A 17,831-nucleotide genomic window follows, 5' to 3' on the forward strand; every position below is an offset into this window, starting at 1 on the left:
CTTGTTGGTGGTTGCTAGCTACTTTAATGCGTTACTTTGGCTCTAACGCCGTTAATAGTGTTTCTAAATTGTGTTGCATCATTTGATAATAGCTACTGGCCGAATCTGAGGTTTTGGATAAGGCATCAGAATAGAGCGTACCACCCAATTTTGTCGAAGTTTCGCGTTGTAGCTGTGCCACTAAGCGCCGATCGCCTATATTTTCTATAAAAATAGCAGCAACCTGTTGCTTACGAATTTGCTTAACCAGGTGTGCCATTTCAGACGCTGAAGGTTCTGATGTTGTGCTTATACCTTGAGGTGACACAAAAGTAATGCCGTAAGTCGAGGCTAAATAACCAAAAGCGGCATGAGAAGTCATTACGGTACGCTGCGCTTTAGGCAAACGATCAAAACGCAACTTCATCGACTGATGCAAACCTTGTAAGCGCTTAATGTAAGCCGTTGCACGGGCTTCATAATAGGCTTTACCTTGCGGATCAACGTGAACTAAACCATCACGAATGTTACGCACATACTGCTGCGCTTCAACCAAACTTTGCCAAGCATGAGGATCGTATTTACCGTGTTGATGACTCGCGTGGCTGTCGTGGTCATCGTGGTCATGCTTATCATGGCTGTCGTGGTCGTGGTCATTGTGGCTGTCGTGGTCATGTTTATCATGGTCATCATGTTTTTTTGCCATATCATTAATCGCAATGCCTGTACTGGCTGTTACTCTAAGGCCTTTATATTCGCTAGCAGCAACCAAACGGTTCATCCAACCTTCAAAAGTTAAGCCATTTTCAATCACTAAATCAGCTTTAGCTAGCTTACGTGAATCTGAAGGTTTTGGTTGATAAGCATGAGAATCTTCATCCATACCAACAAGGCTAATTACTTCAGCGCGTTCGCCCGCAATTTCTTGGGTCATATCTTGTAAAATACTAAAAGTGGTCACTACTAAGAGTTTGTCTTTGGCTTGCAAGCTCGCAGCACTTGCAGAAAAAGCACTAACAATCAGTGTTAACGCTAATAATAAACCGCCCAGTCTTTTTAACTTCATTTCCTACCACTCCAGATTAAGATTTAAGGTGTTTACCTGAGTGCAGCCAACGTTTAAGCAATCCATCGCGGCCTACAAATAGTGAAAAAATATGCAAACTACCCAACATTAAAATAATCGCTGGGCCGGTAGGTAAATCTAAATGCCAAGACATTAACAAACCTAGCCAGCAGCCTAAAAGCGCAATGCCCAGCGCAACTAACAGAAGTTGGTCTAATTGCCTTGCCCAAAAACGTGCTGCTGTGGCAGGTAAAATCATAATGCCCACGGCCATTAACGTACCTAATGCCTGAAAACCTGCCACCAAGTTAAGGACTACCAGCGCTAAAAATACTAGGTGCGTTGTTGTACCAATGTTGCTGTGGCGGCGTAAAAAATCAGGGTCTAGGCATTCCAAAACTAAAGGGCGTAAAAAAACGGCCAACAGCAATAAAGTAACCGTTGTAATGCCTGCCAATAGCACCAGCGCTTCATTATCAAGTGCTAATACGCTACCAAACAATAGGTGCAGCAGATCAATGTTGCGGCTTTGTGTTGATACCAACAGCACCCCCAAAGCTAACGACAGCAGGTAAAAAACGGCTAGATTAGCGTCTTCTTTAAGTACCGTAATTCGCGCTAACCCCCCCGATAATAAAGCCACCACCCAACCAGCAATTAAGCCGCCCAGCGTCATAGCACCCAACGACAAACCGGCTACCATATAGCCCAAGGCTGCACCAGGTAAAATGGCGTGAGCAATGGCATCGCCGGTTAAACTCATACGCCGCAGCATTAAAAACACGCCCACGGGTGTGGCGCTAAGGCTTAATGCGATGCAGCCAACAAGGGCGCGGCGCATAAAACCAAAATCCATAAAAGGTGCGAATAATGCCTGATAAATCATCTCTAACATCAGGATTCACTAGCCTCATCAAAATCACAAATGGGTGCTAGTGGATCAGCTAATACTTGCATTTTGCGTGCCTTAGCTAAATTTTCAGCAGTGAGTACTTGTTCGGTTGCACCCATGCCTAAAACGTCCCTTGCCAACAATAAGCACTTAGGAAAATGGCTGCGTACTTGGTGCAAATCGTGCAACACCGCAATAATGGTGCGCCCTTGCTGGTGCCATTGTTGAATTAATATCAGCAAATCTGCCGTGGTAGCTTCATCAACCGCTGCAAAGGGTTCGTCTAATAAAATAAGTGGCGCATCTTCTAATAACAAACGCGCAAACAATACCCGCTGCAGTTGCCCACCGGACAAAGAATCTAACGAGCGCTGATCGAAACCTGCCATGCCCACTTGCTGTAACGCAACCTGCACGGCTTTTCGATCTGCTTTTTTAATCGCAGAAAATGCACCGCACCTAGGCCAATGCCCAAGGCTTACAAAATCGACAACGCGTAGCGGAAAATCTAAATCCAAACGCGCCCGTTGCGGCAAATAAGCCAATTGAGGCTGTCCTTGCGGCCAATGAATATCACCCCCTAAAGGGCGTATTTCTTGCATTAAGCCTTTTAACAGGGTTGATTTACCACCACCGTTTGGACCAACGATGGCTAATAAATCGCCCGTCAAAATGTCACCTTGTAGATGGTGAACAGCAGGGTGGCGCTCATAACCTAAGGTTAGGTTATGAAAAGTGGCTAAAGGGGTTATAGGTGGTTTATTCATCACAAAATCAACTCATTGCCCAGTAGGTAAGCAGCCATAAAATGGCTAATAAAGGCATAATTATTAGCAAGCGAGTGATGACACCTAGCTGTAAAAGGGAGAAGCTCCAGAATTTCATCTTGATCGCCAAATGTTATAACATAACAAATAATAGTGTAAAGATAGCAGAAGTTGGTTTCTACGACTAGCGCTAATTTTAGCTTAAAGGCATTTTCTCTGACTCAATTACACCATTACCCAACATAACGGCTACCCACTGAGTAGACTGTGATTGCTCTAAGGCGATTTTAGCAATCATGGTTAATGGAATAGACAAAAACATCCCTGCTGCACCAAATAACCAGCCCCATAAAATTAATGATAAAAAAACAACCAAAGGTGACAGACCTAAACCCTTACCCATAAAGCGTGGTTCGATTAAATTACCCATCACTAGATTAACCACTAAATAGCCACCTGCAACTAAGCCTGCTTGCGGAAAACCTAGTTGTACAACGGCTAATAAAACCGCAGGAATGGCGGCTAAAATAGAACCAACATTGGGAATAAAGTTCATTAACATAGCGATTAAACCCCACAAAAGTGGAAAGTCTAAACCTAAAAACCAAACCCACAATGCAATTAAGCAACCGGTTAATAGGCTGATGGTTGATTTAATAACCAAGTATTTATTGACTTGACCTACAAATTGATTGGCGTTGCGTAACGATTTTTCTGCATTCGGTAAGGCTTGACGCAGCTTTAAAGAAAAAGAGGCTTCTTCTAATAATAAAAAAATCACAATAAAAATAATTAAGAATAGATTCGTTAATAAAGAACCCAAATTGGTGAGTGCTTTGGCTACCCAATCCATTATTTGTGATGGGTTGAAATGCATTAGCAGTTGTTTACTTGACACAGGCACACCAAACTTTTCTAACGAAGGCAGTAAACCAATCATTTCTGCTTCTAAACGCTGCTGGTAATCGGGTAAACGATTAATAAAGTTGTCGATTGCTGTAGTAACGACCATACCCAGTAAGCCACCAAATACGACTAAAAGTGTGACAATAATTAAAATAGCCATAATTGGAGGTACTTTATGACGGGTTAGAAAATGCAACGGTGGCGTACAAATAATGCCAATAAACAATGCCAGCATAATGGGAATAACAATGGCTTCAGCCGACTTCAGTCCTGCCAAAATAATGATAATGGCAGCTAAACCCAATAACCAAATCAGCCCAGGGGTTTTAATATTAAATAAATGAGGCATTGTAACTAACTAATCCTATGATTTTTTTGACAAGTTTACATTAGGCAAGCTTTAAGACGTGTTTTTCTTTAAAGCCTGTACACGCTCGATACCTTTACGCCGCTGGGCATAAATGACATCCAGTTTAAGTTGTAACGCTTCAATTTCATCAGCCTCATAAGCTTGTCTATTCGCTAATTTAGCTTGCAGCTTGTGCTCTTTTTCTTTTAGCACTTTTAAAACTTTACGAATTGATTTGATTTCTTGTTGCTGCGTTTTATTGTTAGAGTCTAAAAACTGACTGAGTTTTCCTAACAGCCTTTTTAGTTTCATGCGCTTTACTCCAAAATAAATACTTCCTTTTAATGGCTTGTATTGCCACTACTTAGCTACATTTGACTCTTTATCGACTAGTCGCTGAATTTCAATTTCATCCAAATTAAACTGATCGGTTGTTGCCGCTTCTTCCTTGCTTAGCAAGGCATGAACCGCAGCAATCAAGTTATTGGCTATGTCTGCTACATAGTTTTCATCATTCATGATTGAAGTAGCAATGTTAGCATTCAAGCGGCGATAACGAATCATTTCATCCAAATCATCAGTCATGGCACGACTGGCTTTTTGTATCGAAAGTTTAAGTGAATCTAATGACAAAGCTGTGGCACTGGAAGGCTCTTCTTTTAATAACAGCCGTAATTCACGCAGCAGCCTAGCCAGTTGTAAACGTATTTGATCATAACGCTCACGCACCGCAGGGTTAGACGATAAGCCATAGCGCGACAAGTTATTATGCAAATGTTTCATGCCTTTAACCGCCCCTACAATATTACGGCTGGCTTGGCGCAACACATACAATTCTTCAGTGGCAACGTGGGTCGACTCACGCATTTGTGCTTCGCTAATAAACGCCACAATCTCGCTGTGCAGGCTTTTGATTTTTTCTTCGTAAGCATTTTCTACATCAATCGGAAAAATACGCCGCGTGTTTTTAACTTCGGTAGATAATGATTCTTCTGATTCAATGACGCTGCGCTTTAAACTTAAACCGTGGGCCAGTAAGCCAAAGGCATTGTCGAATAAATGCTCAACCTCTTTACGCACTGCTGCCACCACACTAGAAGGCGTTTCTAACACTTCAGGGTAAAGGTAAAGCGGTTGCTCAGTGCTTTTTGGTACAAATTGAATGTATTTAATCAACAACACTTCTATTTTGTTAATAAAAGGCATAAATATGACCGCACCTAATACTCTAAACAAGGTTTGAAATAGGGCTAATTTCAATAAATAATCCGCTGCTGCTATGCCTAAATACACTGCCATCCAATCCACAGCTATTATTAACGGATTAATTAACACCATCGCTAATAAAGTGGTGACAAGACTAAAGACCACTTGTGCAGCAGCGACCCGTTTACCGCCCAAATTGGCCGCCAGCCCGCCCAAAGCTGTAGTGACTGCGCTGCCTAAACCCGCACCAATCGACAAAGCCAAAGCATTTTCATAGCTAACCTGCCCCGTTGCTAAAGCCGCAATCACAATCATTAAAGTGGCGTGGCTAGATTGCATAAGAAACGTAATTAACGTGCCAATTAGGGTGAACAGCAGCACGCCATACACGCCGCTAACACTGTAAGCCGATAAATCAAAACTGCCTTGTAGCTGGGTGAAACCTTCTTTCATAAAGTGAATGCCAAAAAACAAAAAGCCGATGCCTAACACTAAATTCCCTGCACCTTTAATGGTTTTGCTTTTTTGCATCAACAAGAGCACACCAAACACCAGCATTGGCATGGCATAACTGCCAATATCCACTTTCAAACCCAAACCTGCAATTAACCAAGCGCCGGTGCTAGTACCGATATTGGCACCTAAAATAATGCCAATACCACCGGCTAGCGCAATCATTTCTGAACTAACAAACGAGATAGTAATTAAAGATACCAGCGTGCTGGACTGCATAATGGTTGTGCTGGTAAAACCTAATAACAGACTTTTCCATAAGCGGTTGGTAGAACGCTGCAAAATGGTTTCTAACGCCCCACCAGCAAAGGCTTTAAAACCGTCTTCTAAGCAAATCATGCCAAAAATAAAAAACGCCACACCTAGGGCAAGATCCATAAACTCAGCGCCAACCCACAAGACATAGGCAAGCAACAGCAACACGAAAGGCAAGGTAAACTTTCTTAGCATACAACCCACCCATTTAGTTGAACGTTATTTTTTTTATAAAGCTGTTTTTTTTTAAGTTCTAGTTTTTTAAGTTCTAGTTTTTTATTTTGTTGCAGGTAAAAACAATTCAGGATCAACCCGCGCAGCGTTTAAGCTAATCGTCCAATGCAGATGCGGCCCAGTCGAGCGCCCTGTTGTGCCCACTTCACCAATAAATTGCCCCGCTTCTACTTCATCACCGACTTTTAAATCAGCAAACTTACTTAGGTGACAATACAAGCTGGTTAAACCTTGCCCATGATCTATCACCACCGTTTTACCGTTAAAAAAGTAATGGTTTTGGGCTGTAATACGACCGGGTAGCGCTGCTTTAATCGGGCTGCCTTGCGGGGCGGCTATGTCTAATCCGCTGTGTGGGTTGCGCGATTCACCATTAAACACACGACGAAAACCAAACGGGCTGGAATGACGGCCTTCTAAAGGTTTAATCAGTGCTGGCAGTGGTAAAATCATGGGGCGAAAGTGATTCATCGCACCCCTTAATTCAGGTGTTTCGCGTTGTACTCTGGCAAGGTCTTCGGGTGAAAGGTTAACGTGCTTAGGCGCAACGGTAAGGCTTTGCTGCGCGTAAGCTTTATCCAACACATTAAACGTTAAGGGTAAATCACCGTCACGGGTGCGCCAAAATGCTTGGGTTTGCCCTGTTTTTTGACTTAACGGAATACCTACCCAAGCGAACCAGCGGTTCTCTTTTTTTACGGTATAAACGCGCTGATTGTTAAAAAATACGTGTGGCGGTGCATCACCCCGTTGCGGAACTTCTAATATAGCGACACCACCGGCAACGCGAGATTCACGCGGCCAAGTGTCAGCCTGTGCTTGCAAACTAAACGCTTGTAAGCTAAGAAAAACCAAACCCAAAATAACGCTTAATGGATACCGATGAAAATGCATACTCACTCCTTAAATGTTTTCTGTTGCACTTCTTATGGCTGCAACAGCAACCGTGTCTACGGTGCAATCTAATGCGCCTTGTGCCAACCAAATTCTGATTGAATCGCCTTTTTGTACTTGCTGAGCCGAGTGTAGCAATTGTTGGTCTTGGGTTTCTGCCAAAGCATAACCACGGTTTAATGTATTCAACGGGCTTAGCGTGTGCAAACGTGTGGCTTGTTGTTGCAATTTTAAATGCCTAATCTGCTGCTGATTGGTCATGGATTGCTGCAATTTTTTTACTAATATCTGTAACTTTTGTTGTGTCTGCTGCAAGCGCTGTTGTGGGTGTTGTGTGTTTAAACGCTGGGTCAAATAATCTAAACGCTGTTGTTCACTACGCCAACGCTGCATCATGGCTAGCTGTAAGCTTTGTGCTGATTTAGCTAGTTGCTGTCTCAAATTTACGGCATCGGGGCTAGCCGTTTCTGCTGCAACCGACGGTGTGGATGCACGTTGATCGGCAACAAAATCCACCAAAGTAAAGTCAGTTTCATGGCCAATACCGGTAATCACTGGTATGGCTGAGGCTGCCACCATTCGCGCTAAAGTTTCGTCATTAAAGGCTTGTAAGTCTTCTAAATTACCGCCGCCACGCACCAACAGCAATACGTCTGGATTACCGTGGTATTGCGCCAAAGCAAATGCCCGTCGCAAACTGGCTGGGGCATCCGCACCTTGCACTAACGCAGGGTAAATAAATACTTGCGCCAAAGGCCAACGCCGCTGCAACACTTGTAAAACATCTTGCAACGCTGCGCCTTGTAACGAAGAAACCACGCCTAAGGTTAACGGCATTTTAGGCAAAGTACGCTTGCGTTCTATTGCAAACAAACCTTCTGCTGCTAGTTTCTTTTTAAGGGCTTCTAACCGCGCCAGCCAGTCACCTTCACCGCTAAAACGCATGGCTTCAGCCAGCAACTGAAACTGTCCACGGTCTTCGTAAAGGCTAACACTGCCCTTTAATTGCACCTGATCGCCATTAATCGGCTGACGAACCACCAAGCCATTACGCCCAGTAAACATTACACAAGGCAATTGGGCTTGCGCGTCTTTTAGAGTGAAATACCAATGCCCAGCACTGGACGCGGTGAAGTTAGACACCTCACCTTCAACCCAAAGTTGCGACAAACCTTGCTCTAATAATTGCCGCGCTTGTGCATTTAATTGGCTGACCGTTAGGCTGTTGTTCAAAAGGGTTTAATTTTTAACATGATTATTAAAGCCTGATAGCATGATTAAAGCCCAATAAATTGCGCTACTGGCTGTCCAGCAAGCTGCGCTAATATACCAACCAACAGACTTGAAGCTAGATTAATGCCTAAAAACACAAAAATAGGCGATAAATCTAAACCACCTAGGTTAGGAATGATTTTTCTAACCGGTGCCATTAAAGGTTCAGTTAATTGATAAACTAAAACTGCGCCAGGGTGATTGGCTTGTGGCGCAACCCAGCTGAGTACAATGGAAATAACCAATACAAAAAAGTACAAGTCTAATACCGTTTTTAGTACGCCGGTTACACCGCCAATAAGAATGCTAACTAGGTTTGCTGCACCCAAAAAATTAGTTAGGTATAAAGCAACGGTTATGCCGATGGATTTAACCACTATGGCTATTAATAAACTGGCTAAATCAAGTCGCCCCATAGGTTTTAACAACCCTTGTAACGGCAAGATGATGGGGTTAGTGGCTTTAACCACACCCTGCGTAATTGGGTTAAAATAATCGGCCTTGCTAAGGTGTAATAAAAACCTTAAAACAATCACAAAAGTAGCCAAGCTGAATAACAGCTGCACAAAAGAAGCCAAACCTGCGCCCATTCCCATATTGATACTCCGCCGCTTAATTCAGTGAATATTGATTTTCGCTATTCTACGTTAGCGCTGCTGATCTTACTGTTTTTTAATGCAGTTGCTAGTTCAACGGCACGCTTTGCTGCCGCCTGTGTTGCTGCTTCCACCAGTTCAGGTAAACCTTTATTTGCAAAAGTTTGAATGGCCTGTTCAGTGGTGCCGCCGGGTGAAGTGACTTTGCGCCTTAGTTCAGCGGGTGAATCGGTGGATTCTGCTAGCATTTTACCGGCGCCTGCTGCAGTACTTTTTGCAAGCTGTAACGCTAACTCAGGGGTTAAGCCTAGCTTCTCACCCGCTGCTGCCAGCGCTTCAGTAAATAAGAAATAATAAGCTGGCCCAGAACCTGAAATGGCTGTTACTGCATTAAGCTGCGCTTCTTCTGTCACCCAGTGCGCTGTGCCGACCGCTGTTGATATTGCTTCTACCCAAGCGCGTTGCTGGGTGCTAACACTGGCCGTAGCGTATAAACCGGCGACACCTGCACCTAATAATGAAGGCGTATTAGGCATGGAACGTACTAAAGGTAAATCACCGCCTAGCCAATCCAAAAGCGTTGCTGTGGTTAAGCCAGCCGCTATGCTGAGTAATAATGGCTTTTTTTGCTGTACGCTAGCCGCTAAAGAGGCGCATACCGCTTGCATCATTTGTGGTTTTACGCCTAAAACAACAAGGTCTGCCCAAGCAACGGCTTGTAAGTTATCGGTGGTAACACTAATCCCCGTTTCTTTAGCAAGCTGCTGTAACTTAATCTCATCCCGCCCCGTTGCCATTAATGAAGGCAGCGGATAACCCTGCTTAACAAGGCCACGTAAAATCGCACCGCCCATATTGCCTGCGCCAATAAAAGCTACTTTGGGCTGGGTATTACTTAATAAGTTAATCATGTGAATCCTTCTTTTCACGCGTACCAAAAATGGCTGTGCCTATGCGTACCAGCGTGCTGCCTTCAGCGATAGCCGCTTCTAAGTCGCCACTCATGCCCATCGACAAGGTATTTAAAGCCAAGTCAGGCAAGGTGCCTTGTAATGCTTTTTGTACATCTTTTTGTAAATCTTCTTGTAGCTGTTTTTGTAAAGCTGCTAGCTGGGCAAAGGCTTGGCGTTGCTCTGCAACCTTGTCGCTTGCTTTAGGAATACACATTAAGCCGCGCAATGTTAAGTGTGGCAGTTTAACAACCTGCTGCGCTAAAGCTAACAGCGCTGTTGGTGCGATGCCTGCTTTGCTGGCTTCATTGCTTATATTGACTTGAATCAGCACATTTAATTTAGGTAAATGCGCTGGTCGCTGGTCGTTTAAGCGCTGAGCAATTTTTTGTCTATCTAAAGTGTGCAACCAAGCAAAGTTTTCAGCAATTTCACGGGTTTTGTTGGACTGAACAGCGCCAATAAAGTGCCATTCTAATTCGGGTAAATCGGTTAGCTGCTGCTGTTTTTGTAATGCTTCTTGCAAATAGTTTTCACCAAATGCTCGTTGTCCGGTTGTGGCTGCTGCTCGAATGGCTTCAGCCGGTTGGGTTTTGCTCACCGCTAAAATTTTGACTTGAGCAGGGTCGCGCCTAGACTTATGACAAGCTTGAGTTACTTGCTGATACACCTTAGCAATGTGCTCGGGAATGACAGAATGCAACATTAGATAATCCTTCGCTTAATTAAGAGGTAAATAATGGATATTACCGAATTATTAGTCTTTTGCACAAAACAGAAAGCTTCAGACTTACACCTTTCTGCCAATTTACCGCCCATGATGCGTGTTGATGGCGATATGCGGCGTATCAATATTCCTGCGCTCAATCATCAAACTATTCATGCACTTATTTGCAGCATTATGAATGATAAACAGCGGCAAGATTATGCAACGCTTTTAGAGGTTGATTTTTCTTTTGAGGTGCGTGGTTTAGCGCGTTTTAGAGTGAATGCTTTTAACCATAATCGTGGTGCTGGTGCGGTATTCCGGTTAATTCCATCGCTGCTACTAAGCCTTGAGGAATTAGGCATGGGTGAGGTATTTCGTACTCTTGCTATGACGCAACGGGGTTTAGTCCTCGTCACTGGTTCAACTGGCTCTGGCAAATCAACGACGCTGGCAGCAATGCTAGATTACGTTAACGCGCGTAAAAATGCCCACCTACTAACCATTGAAGACCCGATTGAATTTGTGCATGAATCTAAAAAGTGCCTAGTAAATCAGCGAGAAGTTCACCGTGACACCTTGGGTTTTTCTGAAGCGTTGCGTTCTGCTTTGCGTGAAGACCCCGACATTATTTTAGTCGGTGAGTTGCGCGATTTAGAAACCATTCGCCTTGCACTGACGGCGGCTGAAACAGGTCATGCGGTGTTTGCAACGCTGCACACCAGCGGCGCGACTAAAACGATTAATCGCATTGTTGATGTTTTTCCAGCACAAGAAAAGTCGATGGTACGCTCGATGCTATCCGAGTCTTTACAGGGTGTTATTTCACAGGCGCTGTTAAAAAAACAAGGCGGTGGACGCGTTGCTGCTCATGAAATCATGATTGCTACACCTGCGATTCGTAACTTAATTCGAGACGATAAAATTGCCCAAATGTATTCCGCTATACAAACCGGCGCAACTTACGGTATGCAAACATTGGATCAAGCGCTAAAGCAATTGCTTAATCAAGGTTTAATCAGCCCTGAAGTGGCGCGTGAACAAGCCAAACAGCCAGAAAACTTTTAGTAACACTGGGTGAAAAAAAACCGCCCCGGGGGAGGGGCGGTAAAAGACTCGCTTGATGATGAGGAGAACCTGAAAAAATTAGCGGGAACCTACCGCCTAGCCAAAGCTTGTATTCTGATCAGGTAAAGGGTTCTCTCGAACCGTTAAACAATGATAATCAATCTCATTTGATTTTGCAAGCCTTATTTAAGAATGATTCTTATTTATTTCTATCGGGTTTTTCAAGGGTAAAGGTAATGCTGGTAATTGGCGCTGTAAGCCTTGTAAAGCAATTTTTTGGAATAGCTGACTTTGGCGCTCATCACCTAAAGCACTGTACAAACTTGCCATTTCTACACAAAGCTGGTCTTTTGCCTGTAGCTGATAGCTGGCTTGATAATATTCTAACGCTTTGCGCCACAAACTTTGTTGCTGACAAATTCGTGCTAAAGCGTGTAACAAAGCAGGGTCGTTGGGGCGTTCTTTTAGCCATTGTTCAGCTTCTAACAAACGGCGCTTGGGTTCAGCTTCAACAGGTAATAAACCATACGCTTCAATTAACTTTTCTGACCAAGTGTTTTTTAAGCTGCGTTTTAATAGTTGTTCTGCTAAAACTAACTCACCACGTTTAACCAAAACTTGTAGCCAAGCTAAAATTAACGGGTCTTCTAGCTTCATGTGGGGCGGTAAATTATCCCACAAGTCTTTGACTGCCGCTAAATGGTTTGATTGATGTAGATCGCGTAATAACGCATCAAAACGGTGCAAATAAACCTGCCTTTCTAGCTGGTTTAGCGTTTCTGGTGAGCTAATCTGATAGCGCCTAAAAAGGGGGATTAGCTGAATGAGCGGCTTCCAATCTGACAAGGCTAAATAAACGTCCCTTAACTGACGCAGCACCACTGGGTGGCTGGGCGCTTTTTGGTGTAAGCGCAGCAAGGTTGCAAGCGCTTGTTCATAATGACCTTTATCTAATTGAATGCGAGCTTGTAAAAAGTCAACTGCGACGCTGGCATCGGGTGTGTTTTTTTCTGCCGCTTGTAAAAATAGCTCAACGTCTTCGTCGCGGCCTTCGTAATGTGCCGCTTGTGCCGCAGCAAGGTAATTAATCAGTGGCATACTGCTATTTTTAGCGGCACGCGCTAATAATTTACGGGCTTTAGACCAGCGCCCTTGCGATAACTCAATCAAGCCTTTTGCTGTCAATTTAATTGCGCGTTGGTTTTTAAAGCGCTGTTGTTTAGCTTTTAAACTGCGTAAAGGATTGGCTAGCCAACCAATAAGGTTTAATACCCAAGCGGCAATTAACCAACTAGCGATAAGCAGCACTAGTCCTGTCCAAAACGACATTTCAATACTGGTTTGCCCATTGGGTAAAACCAATAGTAAATAACCAGTACCTTTTAAAAGTTGTTGCCCGATTAGCACCGCAATCGCTAAAAATATGAGCCATAAAAATACACGCTTAATCATGGCTGCTCCGTTGACTGTATCGCTTCAGAAGTAAGCGGAAGCTGTAGGCGGTAACGCTGAGCAATAAACGCTTGTAAGCTATCAAGGCTGGTTTCTGTTGTGGGTAATTTTTGTTGCACGGGTTGTTTGGCAAGCTTGCTGAGCTGTTGAATAAAGTCAGCAACGGCAGGTTGATTTGCATCAAAGCCTGATAAACGCTTAGCCGCCGCCGTCAGACTGGCATCATAAAGCGGCTGTTCGCTGGACAAGGCTGCCCAAGAGGCTTGTAATAACAAGGCACTTAATTGATGACGTAAAGCCAGTTCATCGTCTGTAAATGGCAAGGCTTCAATGGGTAATTCACGTTGACGCACAACCACTAGGCTGCGTATTTCTTGCCACAAATGCTGATACCAATTCACTTCATTACTTAATTGGCTAACGGTTTCTAGGTTTAAAGATGGTGCATCGGTAAATCTTTTTACTTGTAAAGTTAACGCCTTGTCGGCTAGTTCTTGTAGGCTTAGCGCCATAGAAACCTTGTCTAATTTGGGTAAAGCTTTAAGTTCTTCAATGTCTTCTAATAAATAACCACGCACACCTAAAGTACCGGGTACATTCGCTTGTTTTAAGCGCTGTTCAGCAGTTTTAAACAGGGTTAATGCGCCATTCACATCACCTTCAAGCTGCAGGCGTTGGTTGGCAAGGCGTAATAAATATTCAACTTCAGCTAATTGCCAATCACGGGGCTTAGGGTCTTTTGATTTTAGCAAAGCTTGTTGTAGATCGGTTAGGTTAAGTTCTTGATTGCTTAGTTTAAGTTGCTGCTGATTTAGCGCTTCTTGTAATGATTGCTGTTGTTCTTTTAAGCCACTAATCGCGGTTAAGTGATTAAGCGGTGCTTTTAATTGTTGATGCGTGGGACGTTCGGCAAGCTGCTTTTGTAAACTAATAACCTGCTGATAACCCAGCCAACCTAACGTAGCCGTACCCAAAAATGCCACTAAAATCAACAAAAATAGCAGCAATAATAACCTGCTACTTTTGTTGTTATTATTAGATTTAGGTGTTGAAACCGTAGTATTGGTCGTTTTTTTATCTAAGCTTAACGAAGACTTTTTAGGTGGCGCAGATTGCTTTGCAGACATAGCTCTTCCTCTTTATTGCAGCGCTTTTATTGCAACCAAGATAGCATCAGCGCCTGCACCCTTAGTGTTAACAATGGTATTAAAACCCATTTGCCGTGCTTGTTTTTCTATTCGGTAACTAGGCACTAATAGCCAGCAGCGGTTAAGTTGCTCTTCTAAAGTTTGCCGATTTTTAAATTTCATTTGCATAAATGCTAGGTATTGCAATAGTGATTCACCGCTGGTTACGACTAAAACTTGGTGGCTTCCGGCTAATAGCTGTTCAACCTGTTGCGGGTTTAACTTAGGTTTTACTCGCTCATAAAGCGGCAACACACTGACTTTAGCACCACGGGCGGTTAGGCTGTCATACAATAAGTCTCGGCCACCTAGCCCTTTAGCTAACAAAACTTTTTCACCGGCTAGCTGTTGTAATTCTGGGTGCAATAATAGGTCTTCGCTCTTATCACCTTGTTCAGGACAAACGGCTTCAATGCCTGCTTGCGCTAACCTGAGTTTAGTCCCTTGACCCACGGTATACCAGTTCACACCTACCGGCCATTGAGGCCAAAAGTCTTCTAGTGTTTCTAACAAAACATCGGCAGCACTAGGGCTAATAACCACCACACGCTGAAACAGGTCTAAATCCATTAACCACTGTTTTTGTTGGGCTTGCAAAGTCAGCGGTTCAATCGCCAATAAAGGCACATTGTTCACTTGGTAACCTGCCGCTTGCAGGGGCAAAACCAACCGCTCTGCCATAGCTTCAGGGCGGGTGGTTAATATTTTAATGGGCAAAGTTTAATCTACCTTAAAACCATAAACTTTAGACAAAATATCACCTGCACCCTGCGATAAAAGGTCTTCGGCTACTTTAATGCCTAAAGCAACAGGGTCGCTGGCTGGGCCTTTTGCTTCAGCACGTAAAATAAGCGTGCCTTCCGGTTCGCCCACTAGCGCTCGTAACCAAAGCTGATCGCCTTCTAAAATAGCATAGCCACCAATCGGCACCTGACAACCGCCTTGCAAACGTGTGTTCATGGCTCTTTCTGCCAACACACAAGTAGCAGAAGGTGCATCGTTTAAAGGCGCAACCAAAGCAGCGCAGCGTTCATCGCCTTCGCGCAGTTCTATGCCTAAAGCACCCTGACCACAAGCCGGTAAAGAAATTTCAGCAGGAATATCTAAGCGCACTCGCTCGCCCAAGCCCATACGTTGTAGGCCAGAAGTGGCTAATAAAATCGCATCGTAATCACCGGCATCTAGCTTGCCCATACGGGTTTGAATATTGCCGCGCAGCCAGTCCACTTTTAAATCGGGGCGGTTAGCTAATATCTGGCAACTACGGCGCAGGCTAGAAGTACCGACAATGCTACCGGCTGGCATAGCATCAAACGAGTCATACTTATTCGACACAAAAGCATCGGTAGGCGCATGGCGTTCAAGAATGGGCCCTAGCATTAAGCCTTCTGGGAATTCCATAGGTACATCTTTCATGGAATGCACGGCTATATCGGCTTCACCATTTAACATGCAGGCTTCTAGCTCTTTAACAAACAAACCTTTGCCACCAATTTTCGACAAGGGCGTGTTTAAAATAATATCGCCCTGCGTTTTAATGGGAACCAAAACCACTTCTAAATTAGGGTGCAAAGCTTCTAAACGGGCTTTAACGTGTTCGGCCTGCCACAAGGCTAAAGGGCTACGACGCGTGGCAATTTTTAACTGAGACACAAGAACTCCAAAATTTTAAACGGTTTATCTAATCTACAAACTATTCAACAGTAACCGACTTAGCCAAGTTACGTGGCTGGTCTACGTCGGTGCCTTTAAGCACAGCAACATGGTAGGCCAACAACTGCAAAGGCAGAGTGTAAATAATGGGCGCTAGCACATCGTGTACTTCAGGCAAGTGTAATACTTTCATGCCTTCTTCTGGTTCTAAAAAGCTTTCTGGGTCGGCAAACACAAACAGTTCGCCACCCCGCGCCCGCACTTCTTGCAGGTTAGACTTTAACTTTTCAATTAAATCGTCTTTAGGTGCAACCGCAATCACCGGCATATCGCTGTCTACCAAAGCCAAAGGCCCATGCTTTAACTCACCGGCTGGGTAGGCTTCGGCATGAATGTAAGAAATCTCTTTCAGCTTTAACGCGCCTTCAAGCGCAATGGGGTAATGGCTACCACGACCTAGAAACAAGGCATGGTTTTTCTCGGCAAAGTCTTGCGCCATGACTTCTATTTGTGTGTCTAGTTGCAAGGTGGTTTCGGCAATACGTGGCAAAGAACGCAAGGCTTGAACCAACTCAGCTTCCACAGCATCTTTTGCTTGTGGATCGGGCGAATGAGCACGGCGCAACGATAAGGTTAATAGCAGCAAGGCAGTTAACTGGGTGGTGAAAGCTTTGGTTGAAGCCACGCCGATTTCTGGGCCAGCTTGCGTCATAAGGCTTAAATCGGACTCGCGCACCAACGAAGAACCTGGCGCATTACAAATGGCTAACGAGCCTAAATAGCCAGCATTTTTAGCAAAGCGTAACGCAGCAAGGGTATCGGCGGTTTCACCCGATTGAGAAATGGTTACAAACAAGCAGTTTTCGGCAACCACCACATCACGGTAACGGTATTCGCTAGCCACTTCTACTTGGCAGGGCAAACCAGCTAAGCGTTCTATCCAATAACGCGCCACCATGCCAGCATGGTAACTCGTACCGCAAGCAATGATTTGCACCTGTTTAACCTTGGGCAATAATTCCATCGCCACAGCACCCAAGGCTTGTGGTAATACACGACTTTCTGATAATCGGCCTTCTAGCGTGGCAGCAATAACGGCGGGTTGTTCATAAATTTCTTTCAGCATAAAGTGGCGGTATTTGCCTTTTTCTGCTGCTTGGTTGCCATGTTCCCATTGCAGGGTTGGGCGTTCAATTTTTTCGCCCTGCTGATTGATAATGCGCTGTTCGGTTAAAGTCAGTGTGGCAAGGTCGCCTTCTTCTAGGTAAATAAAGCGGTCGGTTACTTGCAACAAGGCTAGAGGATCTGAAGCGCAGAAGGTTTCACCTATGCCCACACCAATAACCAGTGGACTGCCTTTACGAGCGCAAACCAGTTCATTCGGCTGTTGTTGGTGAATAACCGCCAGTGCATAAGCGCCTTCTAGCTGTAAAATAGTTTGCTTAACCGCTTCGGTCAGGTCTTGGGTTTGTTGATAAATTTGGTGGACTAAATGCGCCACCACTTCAGTATCGGTTTCTGAAGTAAACACATAACCAGCGGCTTGTAACTGCTTTCTTAAAGGCTCGTGGTTTTCAATAATGCCATTGTGAACCAAAGCAATTTCATCGCTTGAAAGGTGCGGATGGGCGTTGTTTTCGCTGGGTTTACCATGCGTTGCCCAGCGAGTGTGTGCCACACCTAAGTGACCTAATAAGGGTGTTATTATCAGTTTTTTTTCAACTTCAGCAACTTTACCCTGTGCGCGGCAACGCTGTAATTGATTCGCCGTATTAATCACTGCTAAACCTGCTGAATCATAGCCCCGATATTCTAGGCGCTTTAAACCTTCTAATAAAATGGCGCTAACATTACGTTCTGCCACTGCACCAACAATGCCGCACATA

General features: G+C 44.3%; 17 protein-coding genes. 1 reads left to right on the forward strand and 16 read right to left on the reverse strand.

All coding sequences use genetic code 11. The features are described from left to right. Positions 1-31: 31 nt before the first annotated feature. From VJY63_RS01390 to VJY63_RS01440, 11 genes are all read right to left on the reverse strand, one after another. Positions 32-1,045, reverse strand: a complete 1,014-nt coding sequence (locus VJY63_RS01390; protein ID WP_324047900.1) for a metal ABC transporter solute-binding protein, Zn/Mn family — start codon at positions 1,043-1,045, stop codon at positions 32-34. Positions 1,046-1,061: 16 nt separating this feature from the next. Continuing rightward, a complete protein-coding gene (locus tag VJY63_RS01395) occupies positions 1,062-1,940 on the reverse strand; it encodes a metal ABC transporter permease (RefSeq protein ID WP_324047902.1) in 879 nt (292 codons plus the stop codon). Then, entirely contained in the window at positions 1,940-2,704 is a 765-nt protein-coding gene (locus tag VJY63_RS01400; protein WP_324047904.1) for an ABC transporter ATP-binding protein, read from the reverse strand. The genes VJY63_RS01395 and VJY63_RS01400 overlap by 1 nt, the downstream gene beginning before the upstream one ends. Before the next feature lie 196 nt (positions 2,705-2,900). Further along, positions 2,901-3,959, reverse strand: a complete 1,059-nt coding sequence (locus VJY63_RS01405; protein WP_324047905.1) for an AI-2E family transporter — start codon at positions 3,957-3,959, stop codon at positions 2,901-2,903. A 51-nt stretch (positions 3,960-4,010) separates the two neighbouring features. Then, positions 4,011-4,271, reverse strand: coding sequence for a hypothetical protein (locus tag VJY63_RS01410; RefSeq protein WP_324047906.1), 261 nt, complete (start codon positions 4,269-4,271; stop codon positions 4,011-4,013). A gap of 48 nt (positions 4,272-4,319) precedes the next feature. Continuing rightward, positions 4,320-6,128 (reverse strand): Na/Pi symporter, encoded by a 1,809-nt coding sequence (locus VJY63_RS01415; RefSeq protein WP_324047907.1) that lies wholly within the window; start codon positions 6,126-6,128, stop codon positions 4,320-4,322. An 81-nt stretch (positions 6,129-6,209) separates the two neighbouring features. After that, positions 6,210-7,061, reverse strand: coding sequence for a peptidoglycan DD-metalloendopeptidase family protein (locus VJY63_RS01420; RefSeq protein WP_324047908.1), 852 nt, complete (start codon positions 7,059-7,061; stop codon positions 6,210-6,212). A 9-nt stretch (positions 7,062-7,070) separates the two neighbouring features. Further along, on the reverse strand, positions 7,071-8,294 hold the full coding sequence (gene xseA / locus VJY63_RS01425; protein ID WP_324047909.1) for an exodeoxyribonuclease VII large subunit: 1,224 nt from the start codon (positions 8,292-8,294) through the stop codon (positions 7,071-7,073). Between the two features lie 44 nt (positions 8,295-8,338). Continuing rightward, entirely contained in the window at positions 8,339-8,929 is a 591-nt protein-coding gene (locus VJY63_RS01430; RefSeq protein WP_324047910.1) for a YggT family protein, read from the reverse strand. A 41-nt stretch (positions 8,930-8,970) separates the two neighbouring features. Next, complete coding sequence (gene proC / locus VJY63_RS01435) at positions 8,971-9,840, reverse strand: pyrroline-5-carboxylate reductase (protein WP_324047912.1); 870 nt, start codon at positions 9,838-9,840, stop codon at positions 8,971-8,973. Then, entirely contained in the window at positions 9,833-10,585 is a 753-nt protein-coding gene (locus VJY63_RS01440) for a YggS family pyridoxal phosphate-dependent enzyme (protein WP_324047913.1), read from the reverse strand. Before VJY63_RS01440 ends, proC begins: the two co-directional genes overlap by 8 nt. Before the next feature lie 33 nt (positions 10,586-10,618). Here VJY63_RS01440 and VJY63_RS01445 point away from each other — a divergent pair, with 33 nt between their 5' ends. After that, the gene (locus tag VJY63_RS01445) at positions 10,619-11,653 is read left to right on the forward strand and encodes a type IV pilus twitching motility protein PilT (RefSeq protein ID WP_324047914.1); all 1,035 of its coding nucleotides are present in this window, start codon (positions 10,619-10,621) and stop codon (positions 11,651-11,653) included. Between the two features lie 186 nt (positions 11,654-11,839). On the opposite strand, the gene VJY63_RS01450 is transcribed toward VJY63_RS01445, so the two are convergent. The 5 genes from VJY63_RS01450 to glmS are packed head-to-tail and all read right to left on the reverse strand — an operon-like array spanning position 11,840 to position 17,830. Further along, positions 11,840-13,105 carry a heme biosynthesis HemY N-terminal domain-containing protein gene (locus tag VJY63_RS01450; protein WP_324047916.1) on the reverse strand — a complete coding sequence of 422 codons (1,266 nt, stop codon included), beginning with the start codon at positions 13,103-13,105 and terminating at the stop codon, positions 11,840-11,842. Continuing rightward, positions 13,102-14,232, reverse strand: coding sequence for a uroporphyrinogen-III C-methyltransferase (locus tag VJY63_RS01455; protein ID WP_324047918.1), 1,131 nt, complete (start codon positions 14,230-14,232; stop codon positions 13,102-13,104). The genes VJY63_RS01450 and VJY63_RS01455 overlap by 4 nt, the downstream gene beginning before the upstream one ends. A gap of 12 nt (positions 14,233-14,244) precedes the next feature. After that, on the reverse strand, positions 14,245-15,009 hold the full coding sequence (locus VJY63_RS01460; protein ID WP_324047920.1) for a uroporphyrinogen-III synthase: 765 nt from the start codon (positions 15,007-15,009) through the stop codon (positions 14,245-14,247). A 3-nt stretch (positions 15,010-15,012) separates the two neighbouring features. Further along, entirely contained in the window at positions 15,013-15,945 is a 933-nt protein-coding gene (gene hemC, locus VJY63_RS01465; protein WP_324047922.1) for a hydroxymethylbilane synthase, read from the reverse strand. Between the two features lie 40 nt (positions 15,946-15,985). Continuing rightward, positions 15,986-17,830 (reverse strand): glutamine--fructose-6-phosphate transaminase (isomerizing), encoded by a 1,845-nt coding sequence (gene glmS, locus VJY63_RS01470; RefSeq protein WP_324047924.1) that lies wholly within the window; start codon positions 17,828-17,830, stop codon positions 15,986-15,988. Position 17,831: the final 1 nt, after the last annotated feature.

Origin of the sequence: Marinospirillum sp. (assembly GCF_035271045.1) — a bacterium.
Taxonomy (GTDB): Bacteria; Pseudomonadota; Gammaproteobacteria; order Pseudomonadales; family Halomonadaceae; genus Marinospirillum.